At 60.2% G+C, this 23,422-nt stretch carries 24 protein-coding genes; 19 read left to right on the plus strand and 5 right to left on the minus strand.

Features of this window, described 5'->3' with window-relative positions; all coding sequences use genetic code 11:
- Positions 1-148 precede the first annotated feature (148 nt).
- The 9 genes from argS to IMW75_RS18855 all read left to right on the plus strand — a co-directional run bounded on the left by argS (position 149) and on the right by IMW75_RS18855 (position 10,686).
- The gene (gene argS, locus IMW75_RS18815; protein ID WP_045061947.1) at positions 149-1,885 is read left to right on the plus strand and encodes an arginine--tRNA ligase; all 1,737 of its coding nucleotides are present in this window, start codon (positions 149-151) and stop codon (positions 1,883-1,885) included.
- Between the two features lies 1 nt (position 1,886).
- Positions 1,887-2,594 (plus strand): SPOR domain-containing protein, encoded by a 708-nt coding sequence (locus IMW75_RS18820; protein ID WP_045061948.1) that lies wholly within the window; start codon positions 1,887-1,889, stop codon positions 2,592-2,594.
- A 267-nt stretch (positions 2,595-2,861) separates the two neighbouring features.
- A complete protein-coding gene (gene hslV, locus IMW75_RS18825; protein ID WP_007948954.1) occupies positions 2,862-3,392 on the plus strand; it encodes an ATP-dependent protease subunit HslV in 531 nt (176 codons plus the stop codon).
- 55 nt (positions 3,393-3,447) lie between these two features.
- Positions 3,448-4,788, plus strand: coding sequence for an ATP-dependent protease ATPase subunit HslU (hslU, locus tag IMW75_RS18830; protein ID WP_205893441.1), 1,341 nt, complete (start codon positions 3,448-3,450; stop codon positions 4,786-4,788).
- 130 nt (positions 4,789-4,918) lie between these two features.
- Positions 4,919-5,296: a gamma-butyrobetaine hydroxylase family protein gene (locus tag IMW75_RS18835; RefSeq protein WP_045061950.1), complete on the plus strand. Its 378-nt coding sequence runs from the start codon at positions 4,919-4,921 to the stop codon at positions 5,294-5,296.
- 259 nt (positions 5,297-5,555) lie between these two features.
- Positions 5,556-7,235, plus strand: a complete 1,680-nt coding sequence (phaC, locus tag IMW75_RS18840; protein ID WP_045061951.1) for a class II poly(R)-hydroxyalkanoic acid synthase — start codon at positions 5,556-5,558, stop codon at positions 7,233-7,235.
- A gap of 136 nt (positions 7,236-7,371) precedes the next feature.
- Positions 7,372-8,226 carry a poly(3-hydroxyalkanoate) depolymerase gene (phaZ, locus tag IMW75_RS18845; protein WP_045061952.1) on the plus strand — a complete coding sequence of 285 codons (855 nt, stop codon included), beginning with the start codon at positions 7,372-7,374 and terminating at the stop codon, positions 8,224-8,226.
- 129 nt (positions 8,227-8,355) lie between these two features.
- Positions 8,356-10,038, plus strand: coding sequence for a class II poly(R)-hydroxyalkanoic acid synthase (gene phaC / locus IMW75_RS18850; protein ID WP_205893442.1), 1,683 nt, complete (start codon positions 8,356-8,358; stop codon positions 10,036-10,038).
- A 27-nt stretch (positions 10,039-10,065) separates the two neighbouring features.
- On the plus strand, positions 10,066-10,686 hold the full coding sequence (locus tag IMW75_RS18855; protein WP_045061954.1) for a TetR/AcrR family transcriptional regulator: 621 nt from the start codon (positions 10,066-10,068) through the stop codon (positions 10,684-10,686).
- Positions 10,687-10,911: 225 nt separating this feature from the next.
- On the opposite strand, the gene IMW75_RS18860 is transcribed toward IMW75_RS18855, so the two are convergent.
- The 3 genes from IMW75_RS18860 to IMW75_RS18870 all read right to left on the minus strand — a co-directional run bounded on the left by IMW75_RS18860 (position 10,912) and on the right by IMW75_RS18870 (position 12,679).
- Positions 10,912-11,769, minus strand: a complete 858-nt coding sequence (locus tag IMW75_RS18860; RefSeq protein WP_045061955.1) for a phasin family protein — start codon at positions 11,767-11,769, stop codon at positions 10,912-10,914.
- Between the two features lie 10 nt (positions 11,770-11,779).
- Positions 11,780-12,202, minus strand: coding sequence for a phasin family protein (locus IMW75_RS18865; protein ID WP_045061956.1), 423 nt, complete (start codon positions 12,200-12,202; stop codon positions 11,780-11,782).
- 201 nt (positions 12,203-12,403) lie between these two features.
- Positions 12,404-12,679 carry a polyhydroxyalkanoic acid system family protein gene (locus IMW75_RS18870; protein ID WP_045061957.1) on the minus strand — a complete coding sequence of 92 codons (276 nt, stop codon included), beginning with the start codon at positions 12,677-12,679 and terminating at the stop codon, positions 12,404-12,406.
- 154 nt (positions 12,680-12,833) lie between these two features.
- Here IMW75_RS18870 and ubiE point away from each other — a divergent pair, with 154 nt between their 5' ends.
- From ubiE to IMW75_RS18920, 10 genes are all read left to right on the plus strand, one after another.
- Positions 12,834-13,604, plus strand: coding sequence for a bifunctional demethylmenaquinone methyltransferase/2-methoxy-6-polyprenyl-1,4-benzoquinol methylase UbiE (ubiE, locus tag IMW75_RS18875; protein ID WP_007948968.1), 771 nt, complete (start codon positions 12,834-12,836; stop codon positions 13,602-13,604).
- The gene (locus tag IMW75_RS18880; RefSeq protein WP_205893443.1) at positions 13,604-14,227 is read left to right on the plus strand and encodes a ubiquinone biosynthesis accessory factor UbiJ; all 624 of its coding nucleotides are present in this window, start codon (positions 13,604-13,606) and stop codon (positions 14,225-14,227) included. The genes ubiE and IMW75_RS18880 overlap by 1 nt, the downstream gene beginning before the upstream one ends.
- Complete coding sequence (ubiB, locus tag IMW75_RS18885; protein ID WP_045061959.1) at positions 14,224-15,828, plus strand: ubiquinone biosynthesis regulatory protein kinase UbiB; 1,605 nt, start codon at positions 14,224-14,226, stop codon at positions 15,826-15,828. Before IMW75_RS18880 ends, ubiB begins: the two co-directional genes overlap by 4 nt.
- Positions 15,829-15,908: 80 nt before the next feature.
- Positions 15,909-16,310 (plus strand): phosphoribosyl-AMP cyclohydrolase, encoded by a 402-nt coding sequence (hisI, locus tag IMW75_RS18890; RefSeq protein WP_045061960.1) that lies wholly within the window; start codon positions 15,909-15,911, stop codon positions 16,308-16,310.
- Positions 16,303-16,635 (plus strand): phosphoribosyl-ATP diphosphatase, encoded by a 333-nt coding sequence (locus IMW75_RS18895; RefSeq protein WP_008047820.1) that lies wholly within the window; start codon positions 16,303-16,305, stop codon positions 16,633-16,635. The genes hisI and IMW75_RS18895 overlap by 8 nt, the downstream gene beginning before the upstream one ends.
- Before the next feature lie 25 nt (positions 16,636-16,660).
- A complete protein-coding gene (locus IMW75_RS18900) occupies positions 16,661-16,936 on the plus strand; it encodes a twin-arginine translocase TatA/TatE family subunit (protein WP_045061961.1) in 276 nt (91 codons plus the stop codon).
- A 10-nt stretch (positions 16,937-16,946) separates the two neighbouring features.
- A complete protein-coding gene (gene tatB, locus IMW75_RS18905) occupies positions 16,947-17,393 on the plus strand; it encodes a Sec-independent protein translocase protein TatB (protein ID WP_205893444.1) in 447 nt (148 codons plus the stop codon).
- Entirely contained in the window at positions 17,390-18,184 is a 795-nt protein-coding gene (gene tatC / locus IMW75_RS18910) for a twin-arginine translocase subunit TatC (RefSeq protein ID WP_045061963.1), read from the plus strand. The genes tatB and tatC overlap by 4 nt, the downstream gene beginning before the upstream one ends.
- Positions 18,181-18,888, plus strand: coding sequence for a 16S rRNA (uracil(1498)-N(3))-methyltransferase (locus IMW75_RS18915; protein WP_205893445.1), 708 nt, complete (start codon positions 18,181-18,183; stop codon positions 18,886-18,888). Before tatC ends, IMW75_RS18915 begins: the two co-directional genes overlap by 4 nt.
- Positions 18,889-19,063: 175 nt before the next feature.
- Positions 19,064-20,980: a methyl-accepting chemotaxis protein gene (locus tag IMW75_RS18920; RefSeq protein ID WP_045061965.1), complete on the plus strand. Its 1,917-nt coding sequence runs from the start codon at positions 19,064-19,066 to the stop codon at positions 20,978-20,980.
- 152 nt (positions 20,981-21,132) lie between these two features.
- On the opposite strand, the gene IMW75_RS18925 is transcribed toward IMW75_RS18920, so the two are convergent.
- Together IMW75_RS18925 and IMW75_RS18930 are read right to left on the minus strand one after the other, a co-directional pair.
- Positions 21,133-21,867: an amino acid ABC transporter ATP-binding protein gene (locus IMW75_RS18925; RefSeq protein WP_045061966.1), complete on the minus strand. Its 735-nt coding sequence runs from the start codon at positions 21,865-21,867 to the stop codon at positions 21,133-21,135.
- Positions 21,860-22,819: an amino acid ABC transporter permease gene (locus IMW75_RS18930; RefSeq protein ID WP_045062030.1), complete on the minus strand. Its 960-nt coding sequence runs from the start codon at positions 22,817-22,819 to the stop codon at positions 21,860-21,862. Before IMW75_RS18930 ends, IMW75_RS18925 begins: the two co-directional genes overlap by 8 nt.
- Positions 22,820-23,422: the final 603 nt, after the last annotated feature.

The raw sequence follows: 23,422 nt of genomic DNA on the forward strand, positions 1-23,422 counted from the left end.
CCGAAGGCTGCGATCTTTGCCGCTTTTGTCACCGCATATCCATAACCTGCCCGCTATAGTTGGCAAGCCCGTCTCCGCCACGGATAATGCCCAGTTTTTCCACCCGCGCATCCAGGCGCTGCCGCGCTTGCGGTCGAAAGAGAGCATCATGAAAGACACCATTCGCCAGCTGATCCAACAAGCCATCACCCAACTCGTCAACGAAGGTGTGTTGCCTGAAGGCCTGTCGCCGGCGATCCAGGTGGAAAACTCCCGCGACAAGAAGAACGGCGACTTCGCCAGCAACATCGCCATGATGCTGGCCAAACCGGCAGGCATGAAGCCCCGCGACCTGGCGGAAAAAATCATCGCCGCGCTGCCATCCGATGAAAACATCACCAAGACCGAAATCGCCGGCCCGGGCTTCCTGAACTTCTTCCAGAACACCCAGGCCCTGGCCTCGCGGCTTGACGCGGCCTTGGCAGACGCAAACATCGGTGTGCGCAAGGCAGGCCCGACCCAACGCACCGTGGTCGACCTGTCCGCGCCCAACCTCGCCAAGGAAATGCACGTCGGCCATTTGCGCTCGACCATCATTGGCGACGGCGTGGCTCGCGTCCTGGAGTTCCTCGGCGACGACGTGATCCGTCAGAACCACGTTGGCGACTGGGGCACCCAGTTCGGCATGTTGATGGCTTATCTGCAGGAAAACCCGATTACCAGCGACGAACTGTCGGACCTGGAAAACTTCTACCGCGCCGCCAAGGGCCGTTTCGACGAATCCGAAGAGTTCGCCGACCGTGCCCGCGGCCTGGTGGTCAAGCTGCAAGCCGGCGACCCGGAATGCCTGGCGTTGTGGACCAAGTTCAAAGACATCTCCTTGTCCCACTGCCAGAAAATCTACGAGTTGCTGAACGTCAAGCTGACCATGGCCGACGTGATGGGCGAAAGCGCCTACAACGACGACCTGATCAACGTGGTCAACGACCTCAAGGCTGCCGGCATGCTGGTGGAGAGCAACGGCGCCCAGTGCGTGTTCCTCGACGAATTCAAAAACGCCGACGGCGACCCGCTGCCGGTGATCATCGTCAAGGCCGATGGCGGCTACCTGTACGCCACCACCGACCTGGCGGCCGTGCGCTATCGCAGCGGCAAGCTCAAGGCTGATCGCGCCCTGTACTTCGTCGACCAGCGCCAGGCCCTGCACTTCCAGCAAGTGTTCGCCGTGGCCCGCAAGGCCGGCTTCGTGACCCATCCGATGGAAATGGAACACATGGGCTTCGGCACCATGAACGGCGCTGACGGCCGTCCATTCAAGACCCGCGATGGCGGCACCGTGAAACTGATCGACCTGCTGACCGAGGCCCAGGAACGCGCCTACACCCTGGTCAAGGACAAGAACCCGGAGCTGGCCGAAACCGAGCTGCGCAACATCGCCAAGGTGGTGGGCATCGGCGCGGTAAAATACGCCGACCTGTCCAAGCACCGCACCAGCGACTACAGCTTCAACTTCGACCTGATGCTGAATTTCGAAGGCAACACCGCGCCGTACCTGCTGTACGCGTACACCCGCGTGGCTGGCGTGTTCCGCAAGCTGGGCAAGGATTTCAGCGAAGTCGAAGGCCAGATCACCCTGGAAGCCGTCCATGAGCACGAACTGGCGGCCAAGCTGGCGCAGTTCGGTGAAGTCCTCAATAACGTTTGCGACAAAGGCACGCCGCACATTCTGTGCACCTACCTGTACGATGTCGCGGGCCTGTTCTCCAGCTTCTACGAGAACTGCCCGATTCTCAGCGCCGAAACCCCGGCGCAAATGCAGAGCCGCCTGCGCCTCGCCGCGCTGACCGGTCGCACTCTCAAGCAAGGCCTGGAACTCTTGGGTCTGGAAACTCTGGAGCGTATGTAAGTTGGCTGCCAAGAAAAAACCTGCACCCAAGCGTGGCGCCAGCCGTTACCAGGCACCTGCCAAGCAACCGATCCCGGGATGGCTGTGGATGGCCATCGGCCTGACGGTCGGTGCGTTCATTGTATTCCTGATGAAACTGGAGCCTGGCAAAGGCAGCGAGAGCGTCAAGCGCGAGAAGATTGAGCAACAGAAAGCCACCCGGATCGCCGAGGCCAACAAGACCCCCCCGAGCCCGACGCAACCGGTGAAGCCAAAGTACGACTTCTACACGTTGCTGCCGGAATCGGAAGTCATAGTGCCTGCTGATGCCGTGCCGGAAAAAACCTTGCCGACACCCCAGGTGCCCGCGATTCCGACCACTCCGGTGACGCCGGAGCAAGCCGCCAAGATCGACACTGCGCGGGCGCAGGCAGCACTGGCCGGGATTACCCCGCCACCAGCGCCGCCGGTAAGCAAGGCCGCACCGGTGACCAAGTTCTTCCTGCAGGCCGGTTCGTTCCGCAAGGAGGCTGACGCAGACAAGGTTCGGGCGCAGATCATCCTGCTGGGCCAGGCCGTGGCGGTTGAGTCCGGCACCGTGAAGGACGAGACCTGGTACCGGGTGCTGGTCGGGCCGTTCAGCAATCGCGAACAACTGACCACCGCGCAGAAACAACTGGCGGGCAGCGGCTTCAGCAACCTGTTGTTACAACAACGCCAAAGCCGCTGAGTTCGTCAGCCACACTGCGTTATCGTTTATCGCGGGCAAGCCTTGCTCCCAACCTGTGGTGGCAAGGTTACCCACACTGCCGAGCTCGCGCAGGAACGCACAAACCTGTGGGAGCAAGGCTTGCCAGCAGTGACATTTGTACCGTCATCACCACACGCGAATCGTCCACCGCTCGTCCTCTCTCCCTCCCCGCAGTTGAAAAACCCGTCACCACCCCCATATGAGTTTCCATAAGGCATTTTCGCCCCGCTGCGTGGAGACTCTCCCTTGACCACCATCGTTTCAGTTCGCCGCCACGGCAAAGTCGTCATGGGCGGCGACGGCCAGGTTTCTCTCGGCAATACCGTGATGAAAGGCAACGCGAAGAAAGTTCGTCGCCTGTACCACGGCCAGGTTATCGCCGGTTTTGCCGGGGCTACGGCTGACGCCTTCACCCTTTTCGAGCGATTTGAAGGTCAGCTTGAGAAACATCAGGGTCACCTGGTTCGCGCTGCTGTCGAACTCGCCAAAGAATGGCGTACCGACCGTACTCTGAGTCGTCTCGAAGCCATGCTGGCAGTGGCCAACAAAGATGCTTCGCTGATCATCACCGGCAACGGCGACGTGGTCGAGCCTGAAGAAGGCCTGATCGCCATGGGTTCCGGTGGCGGTTACGCCCAGGCCGCCGCAAGCGCGCTGCTGAAGAAGACCGACCTGTCTGCCCGGGAAATCGTCGAAACCGCACTCGGCATCGCTGGCGACATCTGCGTATTCACCAACCACACCCAGACCATTGAGGAGCAGGACTGCGCCGAATAAGCCTGTTTCGGCCTTTGTGCCACGGCTCATTCTTGCTTGAGGTCCGCCAATTATTATGTCCATGACTCCCCGTGAAATCGTCCACGAACTCAATCGCCATATCATCGGCCAGGACGATGCCAAACGCGCCGTCGCCATCGCCCTGCGTAATCGCTGGCGCCGGATGCAGCTGCCCGAAGAGCTGCGCGTTGAAGTAACCCCCAAGAACATTTTGATGATCGGCCCGACCGGTGTCGGCAAGACCGAAATCGCCCGTCGCCTGGCCAAGCTCGCCAACGCGCCGTTCATCAAGGTTGAAGCGACCAAGTTCACCGAAGTCGGTTATGTCGGTCGCGATGTCGAATCGATCATTCGTGACCTGGCTGACGCCGCGATGAAACTGCTGCGCGAACAGGAAATGACCAAGGTTCGCCACCGCGCCGAAGACGCCGCCGAAGAGCGCATTCTTGACGCCCTGCTGCCACCGGCACGCGCGGGCTTCAACAGTGACGAAGCGGCTCCGCCTGCCGACTCCAATACCCGCCAGCTGTTCCGCAAGCGCCTGCGTGAAGGCCAGCTGGATGACAAGGAGATTGAAATCGAAGTCGCCGAAACGGCTGGCGTCGATATCTCCGCGCCGCCGGGCATGGAAGAGATGACCAACCAGCTGCAGAGCCTGTTTGCCAACATGGGCAAGGGCAAGAAAAAAGCGCGCAAGCTCAAGGTCAAGGAAGCGCTGAAACTGGTGCGCGACGAAGAGGCCGGGCGCCTGGTCAACGACGAAGAGCTCAAGGCCAAGGCCCTGGAAGCGGTTGAGCAGCACGGTATCGTGTTCATCGACGAAATCGACAAGGTCGCCAAACGCGGCAACTCCGGCGGCGTCGATGTCTCTCGCGAAGGCGTGCAGCGCGACTTGCTGCCGCTGATCGAAGGCTGCACCGTCAATACCAAGCTGGGCATGGTCAAGACCGATCACATCCTGTTCATCGCCTCGGGTGCGTTCCACCTGAGCAAGCCGAGCGACCTGGTGCCGGAACTGCAAGGTCGCCTGCCGATCCGCGTTGAGCTCAAGGCACTGACGCCAGAAGACTTCGAGCGCATCCTCAGCGAGCCACATGCGTCCCTGACCGAGCAATATTGCGCACTGTTGAAAACCGAAGGCCTGGGTATCGAGTTCCAGCCGGACGGGATCAAGCGCATCGCCGAGATCGCCTGGCAGGTGAATGAAAAGACCGAGAACATCGGGGCCCGTCGCTTGCACACGCTACTGGAGCGCCTGCTTGAAGAAGTGTCGTTCAGTGCCGGCGACCTCGCCAGCGCCCACGACGACAAGGTGATCATGATTGACGCCGAATACGTCAACAGCCACCTGGGCGAATTGGCGCAGAACGAAGACCTGTCCCGTTATATCCTGTAGGTCACCTGCCGCCCCGTAGGAGCTGCCGCAGGCTGCGATCTTTTGATCTTGATTTTGGTAGAGTCAAAAATCAAAAGATCGCAGCCTGCGGCAGTTCCTACAGGGTGCGTCACCCGACGGACGACCTTTCATGACCCAACTCCCCACCGACATCAAGCTGCACAAAGCCTCGAAAACCCTGTCGCTGAAATACGCGTCCGGCGAGGAACATCACCTGCCCGCAGAATTCCTGCGCGTGCACTCCCCTTCCGCCGAGGTCCAGGGCCACGGCAAACCCATCCTGCAATTTGGCAAGATCGGCGTCGGCCTGAGCAAGGTCGAACCGGCCGGTCAGTACGCACTGAAATTGACCTTCGATGACGGCCACGACAGCGGCCTGTTCACCTGGGAATATCTGTATCAGCTGGGCGTGCGCCAGGAAGACCTCTGGAACGATTATCTTGCAGAGCTCAAGGCTGCCGGAAAAACCCGCGACCCGAACCAATCCGTCGTCAGGCTGATGCTCTAGTCCGCACCTCTTGCTCATTAGAAGGCATTTTCTAATTTCATCTGTTTGAATGCTCCGCTCCAGGGCCGACGATTAGCCCGCTTGCGAAAAAAATTAAACTCGGGTAACCAATGGAGCTGGCAAGTTCCCTGCAGTGCTCTCTGCATAAAAGCAGTGGTGCAGAACTATCGGTCACCCGAGTAGTAGTAGTACCTGGCATTTGCTGTGTGACTACACAGCTGGACTCAGGTACTCGTCTCAGGACAATGGAGCGTCGTAGATGAGTAACAAGAATAACGATGACCTGAAATCTCAGGCCTCGGAAAATACCTTGGGGCTGAATCCTGTCGTTGGACTGCGTAGAAAGGATCTTCTGGGCTCAGCTCGAATGGTGCTGACCCAAGCCATCAAACAACCGATTCACAGCGTCAAGCACGTTGCCCATTTCGGCCTCGAACTGAAGAATGTCCTGTTCGGTAAATCCGAACTCCAGCCTGCCGGTGATGATCGCCGCTTCGCCGACCCGGCCTGGAGCCAGAACCCGCTCTACAAACGTTATCTGCAAACCTACCTGGCGTGGCGCAAGGAACTCCACGACTGGATCGACGACAGCAGCCTTTCGCCCAAGGATGTCGCCCGCGGGCACTTCGTCATCAACCTCATGACCGAGGCAATGGCTCCGACCAACAGTGCAGCCAACCCGGCGGCGGTCAAACGCTTTTTCGAAACCGGGGGCAAAAGCCTGCTCGACGGCCTCTCGCATCTGGCCAAGGACCTGGTACACAACGGCGGCATGCCCAGCCAGGTCAACATGGGTGCGTTCGAAGTGGGCAAGAGCCTGGGCGTGACCGAAGGCGCGGTAGTGTTTCGCAACGACGTACTGGAGCTGATCCAGTACCGGCCGATCACCGAGCAGGTGCACGAGCGCCCGCTGCTGGTAGTTCCACCGCAAATCAACAAGTTCTATGTATTCGACCTCAGTCCGGACAAGAGCCTGGCGCGGTTCTGCCTGCGCAACAACGTGCAGACCTTCATTGTCAGCTGGCGCAACCCGACCAAGGAGCAGCGCGAGTGGGGCCTGTCGACCTATATCGAAGCGCTCAAGGAAGCAGTCGACGTCGTCACCGCTATCACCGGCAGCAAGGACGTGAACATGCTCGGCGCCTGCTCCGGCGGGATCACCTGCACTGCGCTGCTGGGCCACTATGCCGCGATCGGCGAGAAGAAGGTCAATGCCCTGACGCTCCTGGTCAGCGTCCTGGACACGACGCTGGACAGCGACGTGGCGCTGTTCGTCGACGAGCAAACCCTCGAAGCCGCCAAGCGCCACTCCTATCAGGCCGGTGTACTGGAAGGCCGCGACATGGCGAAAGTCTTCGCCTGGATGCGCCCCAACGACCTGATCTGGAACTACTGGGTCAATAACTACCTGCTGGGCAACGAGCCGCCGGTGTTCGACATCCTGTTCTGGAACAACGACACCACGAGATTGCCCGCCGCCTTCCACGGCGACCTGATCGAGATGTTCAAAAACAACCCACTGATCCGCCCGAATGCACTGGAAGTGTGCGGCACCGCCATCGATCTGAAGCAGGTCACGGCCGACATCTTTTCCCTGGCCGGCACCAACGACCACATCACGCCGTGGAAGTCCTGCTACAAGTCGGCGCAACTGTTCGGCGGTAACGTCGAGTTCGTGCTGTCGAGCAGCGGCCACATCCAAAGCATTCTGAACCCGCCTGGCAATCCAAAGTCACGTTACATGACCAGCAGCGAAATGGCGGTGAACGCCGAGCAGTGGCAGGAGAATTCCACCAAGCACACTGACTCCTGGTGGCTGCACTGGCAGGCCTGGCAGGCGGAGCGTTCAGGCAAGCTGAAGAAATCGCCGACCAGCCTGGGCAACAAGACCTTCACCGCCGGCGAAGCTGCACCGGGGACTTACGTACACGAGCGGTAACCGATACACCTCGGTCTGCAGGAGCTGCCGCAGGCTGCGATCTTTTGATCCTGGTTTTCAAAATCAAGATCAAAGATCGCAGCCTTCGGCAGCTCCTACGGGGTTCGGGGATGAATTCACCCACAGGGCCTGACGCATGCCGCAACCGTTCATTTTTCGTACCGTCGACCTGGATGGCCAGACCCTCCGGACCGCCGTACGCCCCGGCAAGCCTCATTTGACGCCCTTGCTTATTTTCAACGGCATCGGCGCCAACCTGGAGCTGGTATTTCCGTTTGTCGCCGCGCTGGACCCGGACCTGGAAGTCATCGCCTTCGATGTTCCGGGAGTGGGTGGCTCGTCGACGCCAAGTCGGCCCTACCGCTTTCCGGGCCTGGCGAAACTCACGGCACGCATGCTCGACTACCTCGACTACGGCCGGGTCAACGTGATCGGCGTGTCCTGGGGCGGCGCCCTGGCCCAACAGTTTGCCTACGACTACCCCGAACGCTGCAAGAAACTCGTCCTGGCTGCGACTGCGGCCGGTGCGGTGATGGTCCCGGGTAAACCCAAAGTGCTGTGGATGATGGCCAGCCCCAGGCGCTACATCCAGCCGTCCCATGTGATCCGTATCGCACCGATGATTTACGGCGGCTCGTTCCGCCGCGATTCGACCCTGGCGGCCAGCCACGCGGCGAAAGTCCGTTCAGCGGGCAAGCTTGGCTATTACTGGCAGCTGTTCGCCGGCCTTGGCTGGACCAGCATTCACTGGCTGCACAAAATTCACCAGCCGACCCTGGTTCTGGCAGGTGATGACGACCCATTGATCCCCCTGGTCAACATGCGCCTGCTGGCCTGGCGGATTCCCAACGCTCAGCTGCACATCATCGATGACGGTCATTTGTTCCTGATCACCAGGGCCGAAGCGGTGGCGCCGATCATCATGAAATTCCTCGAAGAGGAACGCCAGCGCGCAGTGATGCACCCGCATCCGGCGCCATTGGGCGGTTAACCGGCACCGACGTTTGGTCACAAAAAGGAATCGGCAGGACGCCGTACCGCGCAACAACCCGTTAGTGCGGCTATGGTGTTCTGGTCCAGTGAGTTTGTTTTTGGCCTGAAGACGAAGGAGTGTTGAGTCATGCGCGAAAAACCAGTGCGGGATTCCCTGCCCACTCCCGCCGCGTTCATCAACGCACAAAGTGCGATTACCGGCTTGCGTGGCCGCGATATGCTGTCGACCTTGCGCAGTGTGGCCGCTCACGGCTTGCGCAATCCGCTGCACAGTGCCAGGCACGCGTTGAAGTTCGGCGGCCAGTTGGGTCGCGTGCTGTTGGGCGAAACCCTGCACCCGACCAACCCGCAGGACAATCGGTTTACCGACCCCGCGTGGAGTCTCAATCCATTTTACCGCCGCAGCCTGCAGGCCTATCTCAGCTGGCAGAAGCAAGTCAAAAGCTGGATCGACGAGAGCAATTTGAGCCCCGACGATCGAGCCCGCGCGCACTTCGCGTTCGCCTTGCTCAACGACGCCGTGGCACCTTCCAACTCTTTGCTCAACCCGCTGGCAATCAAGGAAATCTTCAACTCGGGTGGCAACAGCCTGGTGCGCGGAATCAGCCATCTGGTCGATGACTTGCTGCACAACGACGGCCTGCCCCGGCAAGTCACCAAACAGGCCTTCGAAGTCGGGAAAACCGTCGCGACAACCACAGGCTCCGTGGTGTTTCGCAATGAATTGCTGGAGTTGATCCAGTACCGGCCGATGAGCGAGAAACAGTATTCGAAACCCTTGCTGGTGGTGCCGCCGCAGATTAACAAGTACTACATCTTTGACCTGAGCCCCGCCAACAGCTTCGTCCAGTTCGCCCTGAAAAACGGCCTGCAGACCTTCATGATCAGCTGGCGCAACCCCGATGTACGTCACCGTGAATGGGGTCTTTCGACCTACGTTGAAGCTGTCGAGGAAGCGATGAACGTTTGCCGGGCGATCACCGGCGCGCGGGAGGTCAACCTCATGGGCGCCTGCGCCGGGGGCCTGACCATTGCCGCGCTGCAAGGTCACCTGCAGGCCAAGCGCCAGCTGCGCCGGGTCTCCAGCGCTACCTACCTGGTCAGCCTGCTGGACAGTCAGATGGACTCCCCCGCCACCCTGTTCGCCGATGAGCAGACACTGGAAGCTGCCAAGCGTCGCTCTTACCAGAAAGGTGTGCTGGACGGCCGCGACATGGCCAAGGTGTTCGCCTGGATGCGTCCCAACGACCTGATCTGGAGTTACTTCGTCAACAATTACCTGCTGGGCAAAGAACCGCCGGCCTTCGACATTCTCTATTGGAACAACGACAACACCCGTCTGCCAGCGGCGCTGCATGGCGATCTGCTGGACTTCTTCAAACACAATCCGCTGACTCACCCCGGCGGGCTGGAGGTGTGCGGCACGCCAATCGACCTGCAGAAGGTCACGGTCGACAGCTTCAGCGTGGCCGGCATCAACGATCACATCACGCCGTGGGATGCGGTGTACCGCTCCACCTTGCTGCTTGGCGGCGACAGGCGTTTCGTGCTGTCCAACAGCGGCCACGTGCAGAGCATCCTCAACCCGCCGAGCAACCCAAAAGCCAATTTCATCGAAGGCGCCAAACTGAGCCTCGACCCACGGGCCTGGTTTTATGACGCCAAGCAGGTCGACGGCAGCTGGTGGACCCAATGGCTGAGTTGGGTCCAGGCACGCTCAGGGGCGCAGAAAGAAACCCACATGGCCCTCGGCAATCAGAACTATCCACCGATGGAGGCTGCACCCGGCACCTATGTGCGAGTGCGCTGACGTTCAACGAACCATTAAGAAGACTGGATGAAGACCCGCGACCGGATTCTCGAATGTGCCTTGCAGTTGTTCAACCAGAAGGGCGAACCGAACGTTTCGACCATGGAAGTGGCCAACGAAATGGGCATCAGCCCGGGCAACCTCTACTACCACTTTCACGGCAAGGAGCCGCTGATACTGGGTTTGTTCGAGCGCTTTCAAAGCGAATTGTCGCCGCTGCTCGACCCGCCGCCGGACGCGCAATTGGCACCGGAAGATTACTGGCTGTTCCTGCACCTGATTGTCGAGCGACTGGCGCATTACCGCTTCCTGTTTCAGGACCTGTCCAATCTGGCAGGCCGCCTGCCCAAACTGGCCAAGGGGATCCGCAACCTGCTCAATGCGTTGAAGCGCACGCTGGCCTCGCTGTTGGCGCGCTTGAAGGCTCAGGGACAGCTGGTCAGCGATACCCAGGCACTTGGGCAATTGGTAGAGCAGATCACCATGACCTTGCTGTTTTCACTGGACTACCAGCGGATCCTCGATCGCGAGGGCGAGGTCCGGTTGGTGGTTTACCAGGTCATGATGCTGGTGGCGCCGCACTTGTTGCCGCCGATCAAGGTGGCGACCGAGCACCTGGCGATGCAGTACCTGGAAGAACATCAGTAAAAAATCACCGCACAACGCCGTACAACGCCGTACAACGCCGTAGGAGCTGCCGTAGGAGCTGCCGAGTGAAACGAGGCTGCGATCTTTTGATTTTTAAAGATCAAAAGATCGCAGCCTTCGGCATCTCCTACGTAGATTCAGGAGGTCATGGAGGTCATGGAGGTCATGTTGTGCATAAAAAACGCCCGACCTTTGCAGGCCGGGCGTTTTTATTGAGTCCTGGAATCAGGACTGACTGGTTGGCGTCGATGGTGCTGGCGCGGCAGTCGGGGTTGCAGCCGGGGTCGGCGCGGCGGCCGAGTTCGACGTGCTGGCCGGGGTCGGCTTGGCGGCAGCCGTTGCGGCTGGTTTTGCTGCAGCGGCTTTCGGCGCCGCCGGCTTCTTCACTGCAGGCTTCTTCGCTGCGGCAGGTTTTGCCGCTGGCTTGGCAGCGGGTTTGGCCGCTGTGCTTTTTGCAGCAGGTTTGGCTGCCGGCTTGGCGGTGGCTTTTGCAGCAGCAGATTTGACGGCTGACTTCGCTGCAGCAGGTTTCGCTGCGGCAGTCTTGGCCACCGACTTGGCGGCAGACGCGGCTTTCGCTGCAGTCTTGGCTACCGGCTTGGCGACAGCTTTGGCCAGTGGCTTGGCAGCCGGTTTGGCCGCTGCGGTTTTAGTCGCCACTGGCGCAACCTTGGCGCCGGTGAGTTTTTCGATCTGCTTGGTCAGGGTATCGACCTTGCTATGCAGTGCCTTGACTTCATTACGGCTCGGCACGCCCAGACGCGAAATAGCGCTGTTCAGGCGCTTGTCAAAAGCACCTTCGAGCTCATCCCACTTGCCCAGTGCTCGATCTTTCACGCCGCTGATGCGCGACTTGGCCGAAGTGGCGGAGTCTTTTGCCGCATCGACTTTATCGCCGACTGCATTCTTGGCGAGCTTCTCGGCTTTCTCGCCGTCTTTTACCAAGGTATCGAAGAGCTTGCTGCCGTCAGTGTCGATCTTCGAGTACACGCCTAAACCGGCCAGCCAGATTTTGCGGGAGTAGTCTTCAACTTTCCCGATCCACGAGCTGCCTTCTTTTTCGATGTTCTTTTTACCAGCCATCCCGTTCTCCTTAAGATTTACGCGCGACGCGTTCGAGCAATGCCGTCAGCTCATCGAGCTTAGCAGAGAGTGTCTCAACGTCATGTTTAGACGGAATGCCGATACGATTCAAGGCACTTGCAACGCGCGAGTCAAAAGCCTTCTCGACCTTGTCGAGTTGCAGTTCGACTTTGCCTTTAAAACTACTGACTTCACTCTTTGCTTCATCGATCTCGGAGTTGGCGGCTTCAAGTTTTTCCGCAACTACCTTTTTGCCTTTTTTTTCAACAGTTTGACCTTCCTTGATCAACTCCTGAAAGTATTCGCTGCCTTCTTGGCCGACCTTGGTGTAGGCCCCCAGGCCTGCCAGCCAGATCTTGCGGGCATAAGATTTGACGTCGCCCAGAGCAGATGTCGAAGCGTCGATTTTTTTCTTCAAAATAACTTTGGCCATGGTGCACCTCACGCGCAGAAGGTTTGAGGAACTGCCCGCGAAAGAGTCGGGCTCAGGCACAAAGTAGTGAGAATAATTAGAAACGGCACCCTAACAACTGACATGAAACGGTGGTGCCTGAATGAAAAGATCGCAGCCTTCGGCAGTTCCTACAGAGGAATGTGGACTCTGTAGCTGCCGAAGGCTGCGATCTTTTGATCTTCAGGCCAGGGCCTTGTCCAGCGCCTTTTCAATCTCGGCTTTGATCATACCGCTCATGGCCGACATCATCAGGCCCAACTCCACGTCGACCTTGATAGAATCCTCGGCCACATGCACCGCGCCCTTCACCCCCGAGCGCTTGAGATTCAGGGTATCGCCCGCCCACTGCGGCTCCAGGCCGTACTGATCGGACAGTTTCTGCGCCAGCTGATCGGCCTTCTCGCGAGCCGCTTCCTTGCCCAGCGCGTGGGCACGTTCAACACTAATACGGGCCATCAAATGACTCCTGCTTTATGAATGCTTCCTGAAGCATCTTGACCGCCGCTGCGGCAAAACGTCCCGGTGATTGCCTATCTTACCTTTAGCCACTCCAAGACAAAGCAGGCCACCGGGATTAGAATGTCCCGCATTCTCTTCTGGTGACAGCGATATGACTGATCAGCGCAAAGGCAGCGATGCCGAACCCACCACTCACTTCGGTTTCAAAAACGTTCCGGAAAGCCAAAAAGCGGAGAAAGTCGCTGAGGTCTTCCACTCGGTAGCCGCCAAGTACGACCTGATGAACGACCTCCTGTCGGGCGGCATGCACCGTTTGTGGAAGCGTTTTGCGATCGAACTGTCGGGTGTTCGCACCGGTAACCGGGTGCTGGACATCGCTGGCGGCACCGGCGACCTGACGAAAAAATTCTCGCACCTGGTAGGCCCTACTGGCCAGGTCGTGTTGGCCGACATCAACGAATCCATGCTCAAGGTCGGTCGTGACCGCCTGCTGGACCTCGGTGTTGCCGGCAACGTCGAATTCGTCCAGGCCGATGCGGAAAAGCTGCCCTTCCCGGACAACCATTTTGATTGCGTGACCATCGCCTTCGGCCTGCGCAACGTGACGCACAAGGAAGACGCCCTGCGTTCGATGCTGCGCGTACTCAAGCCGGGTGGTCGCCTGCTGGTGCTGGAATTCTCCAAACCGACCAACGCACTGATGTCCAAAGCCTACGACGCCTACTCGTTCGCCTTCATGCCGTTGATGGGCAAGCTGATCACCAACGACTCGGAAAGCTATCGCTACCTGGCCGAATCGATCCGCATGCACCCGAACCAGGAAACCCTGAAGTCGATGATGGTCGAGGCCGGTTTCGACCGCGTGACCTATCACAACATGACCGCAGGTATCGTTGCCCTGCACCGCGGCATCAAACCCTGATGTTGCTGGCCGGCCTGCTCGCCAGCGTTGAGCTCGGTCTTAACCGGGTGCTGCGCCTCGACAGCACGGCCTTGCCGCGCCTGGCGCATTTGAGTGGCAGGGTGATCGCCGTCGATTGCCGCAACCCGGCATTCCAGCTGTTCATTCTTCCCAGCGACGAAGGCCTGATGCTCGCCTCCCAGTGGGAGGCCGGCGCCGACTGCACCTTGCGTGCCCCGGCCTCAAGCCTGCTGAAACTGGCCATGAGCAAGGACAAGACTGCCGTGCTGCACGGCCCGGAAGTCGAGCTCGACGGCGACAGCGGCGTGCTGCTGGAACTGGCGGCGATCCTCCAGGACCTCGAGCTGGACTGGGAGTACGAACTCTCGCGCTGGCTGGGCCCTGTGGCAACACAACTGGTCGGCGGTCATTTGCGCAGTCGCGCGCGCTGGTACCAGCAAGGATTTGTCAGCCTCGGCCAAAACCTGGGCGAATACCTGGCCGAAGAATCGCGCACCCTCGTCGGTCAGCGCGAAGCCGAAGCCCGTTTCAGTGAACTGGACCAGATCAAACTTGATCTGGAACGTCTCGAGGCGCGTTTCGAGCGCCTTTCCCGATCTCTCGACCCAAGCGATAACGCATGAAGCTGCTTGCCGTCCGCCGTTTGTTGCGCATCCAGCGCGTTGTGATTCGCTACCGTCTCGATGACCTGCTGTTCGCCCTGCCGCTGCCCTGGTTCCTGCTGGCGCTGCGGTATGCATTGCCGTGGCGCTGGTTCCCGCGCAAAACGCTTGAGCTGAGCCGCGGCGCCCGACTGCGCCTGGCCCTGCAGGACCTGGGACCAATCTTCATCAAGTTCGGGCAGATCCTGTCCACCCGCCGCGACCTGCTGCCGGAAGACATCGCCGATGAATTGATGCTGCTGCAGGACCGTGTCCCGCCGTTCGATTCGCAAGTGTCGATCAAACTCATCGAAGAGCAGCTGGGCAAGAAGATCAGCGAAGTGTTCAGCCGATTCGACGTCCAACCGCTCGCTTCGGCTTCGGTAGCGCAGGTGCATGCCGCGCAGCTCAAGACCGGTGAAGAAGTCGTGGTCAAGGTGATCCGCCCCGGCCTCAAGCCGATCATCGCCCAGGACCTGGCATGGCTGTTCATCCTGGCTCGCGCGGCAGAAAAACTCTCGGCCGATGCGCGCCTGCTGCATCCGGTGGACGTGGTCCAGGACTACGAGAAAACCATCTACGACGAACTCGACCTGCTGCGCGAAGCCGCCAACGCCAGCCAGCTCAAGCGCAACTTCGAAGGCTCGCCACTGCTCTACGTGCCGCAAGTCTATTGGGATTGGTGCCGGCCCAAAGTGCTGGTGATGGAGCGCATCTACGGGGTTCAGGTGACCGACCTCGCGACCCTGGCCGACCAGCGCACCGACATGAAGATGCTCGCCGAACGCGGCGTCGAAATCTTCTTTACCCAGGTGTTCCGTGACAGCTTTTTCCATGCCGACATGCACCCGGGCAACATCTTCGTCAGCACCGTCAACCCGTGGAGCCCGCAGTACATTGCGATCGACTGCGGCATCGTTGGCAGCCTGACCCCGGAAGACCAGGACTATCTGGCCCGCAACCTGTTCGCTTTCTTCAAACGCGACTATCGGCGAGTGGCCCAGCTGCATATCGATTCGGGCTGGGTGCCGGCGGAAACCAAACTCAACGAATTCGAAGCGGCGATCCGCACTGTATGCGAACCGATCTTCGAAAAACCGTTAAAAGATATTTCATTCGGCCAGGTGCTGATGCGCCTGTTCCAGACCGCTCGACGCTTCAACATGGAAGTACAGCCGCAGCTTGTCCTGTTGCAGAAAACCCTGCTGAACATCGAAGGCCTGGGCCGCCAGCTGTACCCGGACCTCGATCTGTGGAACACCGCGCAACCGTTCCTCGAACGCTGGATGCGCGAGCGCGTCAGCCCCAAAGCGTTGCTGGGCAACGTGCAGAGCCAGTTTGAACAGCTACCGCACCTGGCCAACATGGCCCGCGACCTGCTCGAACGAATGTCCCAGCCTCACGCCTACGACCCGCCGCCACCCTGGCACCGCCGACGTGACGACTGGTTCCTGCGCCTGCTCGGCACCGCTCACCTGGCGGGCGGCGCAGTACTCGCGATCGGCGGCCCGCTGAACGACCTGGCCTATTGGCCAGCCGGAATCATGATGGCGGTCGGTTTGTATCTGGTCGTTCGCCGATAGCCAGTTGTGTGATCCGCTGGCACACTGTTTCAACGTTGGACTCCGCTAATGAAGTGCGGAGCCCGCTGTCGGAGTCGAAGATGAAAAACTGGCTGGACGAAATCAAGTGGGACGCCGATGGCCTGGTGCCCGCGATTGCCCAGGATCACAAGACCGGGCGCGTCCTGATGATGGCCTGGATGAACCGTGAAGCGCTGCAACTGACTGCCACGGAGAATCGTGCCATCTACTGGTCACGTTCCCGAGGCAAACTGTGGCGCAAGGGTGAGGAGTCCGGGCATGTGCAGACCCTGCATGAGATGCGCCTTGACTGTGACGCCGACGTGATCATTCTGATGGTCGAGCAGATCGGCGACATCGCCTGCCATACCGGCCGCCAGAGCTGCTTCTATCGAGTCTTCGAGAACGGCGACTGGAAAACCGTCGACCCGGTACTTAAAGACCCGCACGCCATTTACTCCGCAGGACACACCCATGAGTGACACCCTGACCCGCCTGGCCGAAGTGCTGGAAGAGCGCAAAGGCGCCGCTGCCGACAGCTCGTATGTTGCGAGCCTGTACCACAAGGGCCTGAACAAGATTCTGGAAAAAGTTGGCGAAGAATCCGTCGAAACCATCATTGCCGCCAAGGACGCTGCCATCAGCGGCGACTGCAGCGATGTGATCTACGAGACTGCCGACTTGTGGTTCCACAGCATGGTCATGCTCGCCCAACTGGGGCAGCATCCACAGGCTGTACTCGATGAACTCGACCGTCGCTTCGGTCTGTCCGGACACGCCGAGAAAGCCTCGCGCCCGTCCGCCTGAACAACTATTAGAGAGGAGCAGCAACATGGGCATTTTTGACTGGAAACACTGGGTCGTCATCCTGGTCGTTGTCGTGCTGGTATTCGGCACCAAGAAACTGAAGAACCTCGGCACCGACGTCGGCGAATCGATCAAGGGCTTCCGCAAAGCCATGAACGATGACGAAAAGCCCGCTGATCCAAGCGTGACCCCGGCGCAACCGGTACCACCTGTGCAGCCACAGGCCACCCCGGTCAACCCGCCGCACACCATCGACGTGCAGGCACAAAAAGTCGAAGAGCCGATTCGCAAAGACGTGTGAGCACTGACTAATGTTTGGTATCAGCTTCTCTGAACTGCTGCTCGTCGGCCTCGTCGCCCTGCTGGTGCTGGGCCCCGAACGCCTGCCGGGTGCTGCGCGCACTGCCGGCCTGTGGGTCGGTCGTCTGAAGCGCAGCTTCAACGCGATCAAACAGGAAGTTGAACGTGAGATCGGCGCCGACGAAATTCGCCGGCAGCTGCACAACGAGCATATCCTGTCCCTGGAGCAGGAGGCGCGGAAGATCTTCACGCCCACCCAGCAGGAGCCGACTCCGGTGCAGCCTGTCGCGGAGCCGACCATTCATGCCCCGGTGCCGAACATCGAGCCGACAATCGGCGCTGAACCTGCGCCTGTCGCTGCTCCTGCGGCGCAGCCTCTGGCCGAATCTGCAACACCTGCGGCTGCGCCTGTTGCGCCTGCCCCTCATGACCCAACACTGCCGCCGCGAGCCCCATGAGCGATCTTCCTGAAAATGACCAGCACATGCCGCTGGTTTCGCACCTCACCGAGTTGCGCACCCGCCTGCTGCGCTGCGTAGCGGCGATCTTCATCGTCTTCGCCGGGTTGTTCGCCTTCACCCAGCAAATCTATACCTTCGTCTCCACGCCGCTGCGCCAGTATTTGCCGGAAGGCGCGACAATGATCGCTACCGATGTGTCGTCGCCCTTCCTGACGCCACTGAAGCTGACGATGATGGTTTCGCTGTTCCTGGCGATTCCGGTGATCCTGCATCAGATCTGGGGTTTCATCGCACCAGGCCTGTACAAGCACGAGAAGCGCATCGCCGTGCCACTGCTGATGTCCAGCATCCTGCTGTTCTATACCGGCATGGCGTTCGCCTACTACCTGGTGTTCCCGTTGATCTTCAAATTCTTCGCTGCCGCTACGCCGGCCGGTGTGGAAATGATGACCGACATCACCAGCTACCTCGACTTCGTCATGACGCTGTTCTTCGCCTTCGGCGTGGCGTTCGAAATCCCGGTAGCCGTGGTATTGCTGGTGTGGATCGGTGTAGTCGACGTCAAGTACCTGAGGAAAATCCGCCCGTACGTGATCATTGGCTGCTTCGTGGTCGGCATGATCCTGACGCCGCCGGACATTTTCTCGCAGACCCTGCTGGCCGTACCAATGTGGCTGCTGTTTGAAATCGGCATCCTGTTCGGCAGCCTGATCAGCAAGCGTGGCGAGCACCCGGACGACCAGCCGGCTGACGACTCCAACGACCAGCCGCCAGCGACCCAGCCGTGAACCTGCTGCTTCTCGAAGAGGCCGATTTCATTGCGGCCGATCGGGTGATCCTGCGTGATCGCCGCCTGACCCACATGCAGGAAGTCCACCGTTCGCAAGTCGGTGACAGCCTGCGGGTCGGCAGGATTGGCGGTCTGATGGGGTCTGCCGAGTTGCTGCGCCTGGACACCACCGAAGTCGAATTGCGCGTCACCCTTGATCAGCCCCCTCCGAGCAAGCTGCCGCTGACCATGGTGTTGGCCCTGCCACGCCCGAAAATGCTGCGCCGGGTGTTTCAGACCGTTGCGGCCATGGGAGTGCCGCGAATCATCCTAGTGAACAGCTATCGCGTCGAGAAGAGCTTCTGGCAAACGCCGTTCCTGGAACCAGACGCCATTCGCGAACAATTGATCCTCGGCCTTGAACAGGCCAGGGACAGCGTGTTGCCGGAAATTATTATCGAGAAGCGCTTCAAGCCGTTCGTCGAAGACCGGCTTCCCGCGATCACCGAAGGGACTCTGGGCCTGGTCGGCCATCCCGGCAACTACCCACCCTGCCCTCGCGGCCTGAACGAGCCGGTGACCCTGGCCATTGGTCCGGAAGGCGGCTGGATCCCCTACGAGATCGACCTGCTGGCCAAAGCCGGGCTGCAACCGGTACAACTGGGCGAGCGCATCCTGCGGGTCGAAACCGCGGTCACCGCCCTGCTGGCCCGACTCTTCTAAACACCACGCCCCCCGGTAGGAGCTGCCGCAGGCTGCGATCTTTTGATCCTGGCGTTTATAAGAGCGCCAAAAATCAAGATCAAAAGATCGCAGCCTTCGGCAGCTCCTACAGGTTCCGGAGAAGCTGCCGATACAACTCTCATAAAACCTACGTGTGGTTCGAGGGAGTTGCAGCATGTACCAATCGCTAGCCGATAAACTGGGGAACGTCAGCGTCAATCGCAAACTGGGAGTCGGTTTCGGATTGGTGTTGCTGCTGACCTGCCTGATCACCTTCACTGGCTGGACGGGCCTCAGCGGCGTCATGAGCCGGGGCGACAAGCTCGGTTTCATCTCCGGCCTGATCGAGCTGAGCAAAGACCTGCGCATCGCCCGCCAAGACTACGACATGCATCGCGGCGAACAGGGTCCCGGGACAGTCAACGATTTGCTCGGCCAACTGGATACCGGCCTGAAAACCGCCCGCACCCTGATCGAACAGCCTGCCGATGCAGCCATGGTCGACCAGCAACTGGTCGCCGTCGCTGAATACAAGCGCGCCTTTGCCGACATGACCCAGGCAACCGCGGCTCGTGAAGACGCCCGGAGCAAACTGGGGGTAAACGCTGACAACGCCGTAGCGCAAGTCAGCACGGTCGAAAAATCCATGCTGCAAGGCGAAAGCGTTGCCGACTACAGCCAGGTGATCGAACTGAGCAAGCTGCTCCAGCAAGCGCGCTACCAGGTTCGCGGCTACACCTACAGCGGCAAGGCCGAAGCCCAGCAACCGGCACTGGACGCCATCGACACCGCCCTGAAAAGCCTCGACAGCCTCGCGGCAAAACTGCCTGAGCAGCACCTTGCCAACCTGCAACAGGCTACCGGGTCGCTGAAGGCTTACCGCGCGGCTGTCAGCCAGTTCCGCGACTCCCAGGTCGCAAACGCTACGGCGCTCACGCGCATGACCGCTCAGGGCGACATCCTGATCGACCTCAGCAAGAAGCTGACGGCCTCGCAGACCATTGTTCGCGACACCGATGCCGCGCACGCCAAGAACATGCTGTTGCTGGCCACCCTGCTCGCCCTGGCTTTCGGTCTGCTGGCGGCTTGGGCCATCACCCGCCAGATTGTCATTCCCCTGAGCCAGACCCTCAAAGTTGCCGAACGCATTGCAGCCGGCGACCTGACCCACAATCTGGTGTCTCGCCGCCAGGACGAACTGGGCCAGTTGCAGCGTGCTATCCAGAGCATGACCCAGGGCTTGCGCGAGTTGATTGGCGGCATCAGTGATGGCGTCACGCAAATCGCCAGCGCCGCCGAGGAGTTATCGGCAGTCACTGAGCAGACCAGCGCCGGGGTCAACAGCCAGAAGGTCGAGACCGATCAGGTGGCAACCGCCATGAACGAGATGACCGCTACCGTGCAAGAAGTCGCACGCAATGCGGAAGAAGCCTCGGAGGCCGCTGTGGCCGCCGACCAGCAGGCCCGTGAAGGTGACAAGGTGGTGGGTGAAGCCATCGCCCAGATCGAGCGCCTGGCGCTCGAAGTGGGCCACTCGACCGAGGCCATGGGCCATCTCAAGCGCGAGAGCGACAAGATCGGCAGCGTGCTCGACGTGATCAAGTCGGTAGCCCAGCAAACCAACCTGCTGGCGCTAAACGCCGCCATCGAAGCCGCCCGTGCCGGTGAAGCAGGCCGCGGTTTTGCCGTGGTTGCCGACGAAGTCCGCAGCCTCGCCCAGCGCACCCAGAAGTCGACCGAAGAAATCGAAGAGCTGATCGTTGGCCTGCAAGCCGGCACCCAGCAGGTGGCGACAATAATGGACAACAGCCGCAGCCTCACCGAAAGCAGCGTCGAACTGACCCGCCGCGCCGGTGGTTCGCTGGAAAGCATTACCCGCACAGTGTCAGCGATCCAGTCGATGAACCAGCAGATTGCCGCAGCGGCCGAGCAACAGAGCGCGGTGGCCGAAGAAATCAATCGCAGCGTGTTGAATGTGCGCGATGTGTCCGAGCAGACCTCGGCCGCCAGTGAAGAGACGGCGGCGTCGAGTGTCGAACTGGCACGGCTTGGTACTCATTTGCAGACGCTGGTGGGACGGTTCAAGGTCTGAGTTGATGCGAACGCCTCGGTTCACACAGGACCAAGGTGATGCTATCGCGGGCAAGCTCCCACAGGGTTCAACGGTGTTACGCAAATTGCATGAACACTGAACATACTGTGGGAGCGGGCTTGCCCGCGATGGCGGCCGGATGGCCGCCGCGATCAGAGAACCTGGCGCAGGAACGCCTGTGCCCGAGGATCCTTCGGCGCAGCGAAAAACTCGGCCGGCGAAGCATCTTCCAACAGCTTGCCGTGATCGAAGAACAACACCCGATCCGCCACTTCCCGCGCAAAGCCCATTTCATGGGTAACGCAGACCATCGTCATGCCTTCCACGGCCAGGGTCTTCATCACATCCAGCACTTCACCGACCATTTCCGGATCAAGCGCCGAGGTCGGTTCATCGAACAGCATCACCTTCGGCTCCATCGCCAGCGCCCGGGCAATGGCCACACGCTGTTGCTGACCGCCGGACAGGCGTGATGGAAACTCGTTGGCTTTCTGCGCGATACCGACCTTCTCCAGCAACGCCAGGGCCTTGGCCTCGCGCTCCTTTTTGCCGCGCTTGCGCACGACTTTTTGCGCCAGGCAGAGGTTTTCCAGTACGGTCATGTGCGGGAACAGGTTGAAATGCTGGAACACCATGCCGACTTCACGGCGGTAGGCATTCACGTCGGTTTTCGGGTCGGCCAGCTCCAGGCCGTCGATGCTCACTGAGCCGGAATCGAATTCTTCCAGGCCGTTGAGACAGCGCAGGAACGTCGACTTGCCGGAGCCGGACGGACCGATCACCACCAGCACTTCACCCCTGGCCACTTGCGTGGTGACGTTATCCACCGCGCGCACCACCTGGCCACGGGTATCGAAGACTTTTACCAGATCGCGGACTTCAATCACTTTGCGCGAGCCTCCGCTCTAGGCGGCTGGCGATTTTCGACAGCGGCAGGTTGATCAACAGGTACAGGCCGGCGACGCAGAACAGGATTTCGAACGGCGAGAACGAGGTAGTGATGACTTCCCGGCCGCTTTTGAGCAGTTCGGTAATCGCGATGACCGAGACCAGCGAAGTGTCCTTGACCAGGCTGATGAACTGCCCGGCCAGTGGCGGCAGCACGCGCTTGAATGCCTGCGGCAGGACCACATGACGCATCGACTGGCCAGCGCTCAGCCCCAGAGATCGCGCGGCTTCGTTCTGGCCGCGGGCGATCGACTGCACGCCAGAGCGGATGATTTCCGCGACATAGGCGCCGGTGAACAGTGACAGCGCGGCGATCCCGGCAAATTCCCGGGACAGGTTCATCACGGTGCCGATGAAGAAGTAGAAGATGAAGATCTGCACCAGCAGCGGCGTGCCGCGCACCAACTCGACATAAATGGTCGAGAGATCGCGCAAGGTCGGGTTGCTGGACAGCCGGCACAGGCCGGTTGCCAGGCCAATCAGCAGGCCGAGCACACCCGAGACCACCGACAGCCACAACGTCGTCCACAAGCCCCACAACAGCGGTCCTGCCGCCCAATGGCGAGTCACGCCCACGACATCGCCTTCTGCCACGTCATCGCCCTGGGCGACTTGCAGGCTGTTGTCATCGACGATCAGGTGCTGCTCGTCGCCAGCGTCGTTGCGCAGGGTGACTTCAGCCTTGTCACCCTTGCGTACCAGCTCGCTGACGGTGGAAATGTCAGCAGCACGCTGGGACTCTTCGGCGTGGTAGGCGAAGTACTGCGGCACACGGTTCCAGCGCCATTCGTAGGACATCAGCGAGGTGGCGTAGTACAAGGCGCCGGCCAGGCCGATCAGCACCAGCACGGTTAAAACGTGCCAGGGCCATTGGGCTTTTCTCTGTTTCATGGGTTTAGCAAAATCCGAAAGTTGTGTCGCCAGGAAGGCCGTCATCGCCAGCAGGCTGGCTCCCACACTGGATCTGTGACGCACACAAATCCCCTGTGGCAGCCCGCCAGGAAGGCCGTCATCACCAGCAGGCTGGCTCCCACACTGGATCTGTGGCGTACACAAATCCCCTGTGGGAGCCCGCCAGGAAGGCCGTCATCGCCAGCAGGCTGGCTCCCACACTGGATCTGTGACGCACACAAATCCCCTGTGGCAGCCCGCCAGGAAGGCCGTCATCGCCAGCAGGCTGGCTCCCACACTGGACCTGTGGCGTACACAAATCCCCTGTGGGAGCCCGCCAGGAAGGCCGTCATCGCCAGCAGGCTGGCTCCCACACTGGATCTGTGGCGTACACAAATCCCCTGTGAGAGCCCGCCAGGAAGGCCGTCATCGCCAGCAGGCTGGCTCCCACACTGAATCTGTGGCGTACACAAATCCCCTGTGGGAGCCAGCCTGAACTGGTCTAATAATTCCGGACACCTCTTAAGGGCGATATGATTTCGCCAACTTGGAGGTTCCATGAACGATAGAAAGGTCTATACCCGCGAGTTCAAGCTGCATGCT

This window comes from Pseudomonas gregormendelii (assembly GCF_017114825.1).
In the GTDB taxonomy this organism is placed as follows: domain Bacteria; phylum Pseudomonadota; class Gammaproteobacteria; order Pseudomonadales; family Pseudomonadaceae; genus Aquipseudomonas; species Aquipseudomonas gregormendelii.

Bases quoted from the DNA above. Each gene is read 5' to 3' on its own strand.
- argS (WP_045061947.1), top strand. From the start codon at position 149: ATGAAAGACACCATTCGCCAGCTGATCCAACAAGCCATCACCCAACTC.
- hslU (WP_205893441.1), top strand. From the start codon at position 3,448: ATGTCCATGACTCCCCGTGAAATCGTCCACGAACTCAATCGCCATATC.
- IMW75_RS18835 (WP_045061950.1), top strand. From the start codon at position 4,919: ATGACCCAACTCCCCACCGACATCAAGCTGCACAAAGCCTCGAAAACC.
- phaC (WP_045061951.1), top strand. From the start codon at position 5,556: ATGAGTAACAAGAATAACGATGACCTGAAATCTCAGGCCTCGGAAAAT.
- phaZ (WP_045061952.1), top strand. From the start codon at position 7,372: ATGCCGCAACCGTTCATTTTTCGTACCGTCGACCTGGATGGCCAGACC.
- phaC (WP_205893442.1), top strand. From the start codon at position 8,356: ATGCGCGAAAAACCAGTGCGGGATTCCCTGCCCACTCCCGCCGCGTTC.
- IMW75_RS18855 (WP_045061954.1), top strand. From the start codon at position 10,066: ATGAAGACCCGCGACCGGATTCTCGAATGTGCCTTGCAGTTGTTCAAC.
- IMW75_RS18860 (WP_045061955.1), bottom strand. From the start codon at position 11,769: ATGGCTGGTAAAAAGAACATCGAAAAAGAAGGCAGCTCGTGGATCGGG.
- IMW75_RS18865 (WP_045061956.1), bottom strand. From the start codon at position 12,202: ATGGCCAAAGTTATTTTGAAGAAAAAAATCGACGCTTCGACATCTGCT.
- IMW75_RS18870 (WP_045061957.1), bottom strand. From the start codon at position 12,679: ATGGCCCGTATTAGTGTTGAACGTGCCCACGCGCTGGGCAAGGAAGCG.
- ubiE (WP_007948968.1), top strand. From the start codon at position 12,834: ATGACTGATCAGCGCAAAGGCAGCGATGCCGAACCCACCACTCACTTC.
- IMW75_RS18880 (WP_205893443.1), top strand. From the start codon at position 13,604: ATGTTGCTGGCCGGCCTGCTCGCCAGCGTTGAGCTCGGTCTTAACCGG.
- ubiB (WP_045061959.1), top strand. From the start codon at position 14,224: ATGAAGCTGCTTGCCGTCCGCCGTTTGTTGCGCATCCAGCGCGTTGTG.
- hisI (WP_045061960.1), top strand. From the start codon at position 15,909: ATGAAAAACTGGCTGGACGAAATCAAGTGGGACGCCGATGGCCTGGTG.
- IMW75_RS18895 (WP_008047820.1), top strand. From the start codon at position 16,303: ATGAGTGACACCCTGACCCGCCTGGCCGAAGTGCTGGAAGAGCGCAAA.
- IMW75_RS18900 (WP_045061961.1), top strand. From the start codon at position 16,661: ATGGGCATTTTTGACTGGAAACACTGGGTCGTCATCCTGGTCGTTGTC.
- tatB (WP_205893444.1), top strand. From the start codon at position 16,947: ATGTTTGGTATCAGCTTCTCTGAACTGCTGCTCGTCGGCCTCGTCGCC.
- tatC (WP_045061963.1), top strand. From the start codon at position 17,390: ATGAGCGATCTTCCTGAAAATGACCAGCACATGCCGCTGGTTTCGCAC.
- IMW75_RS18920 (WP_045061965.1), top strand. From the start codon at position 19,064: ATGTACCAATCGCTAGCCGATAAACTGGGGAACGTCAGCGTCAATCGC.
- IMW75_RS18930 (WP_045062030.1), bottom strand. From the start codon at position 22,819: ATGAAACAGAGAAAAGCCCAATGGCCCTGGCACGTTTTAACCGTGCTG.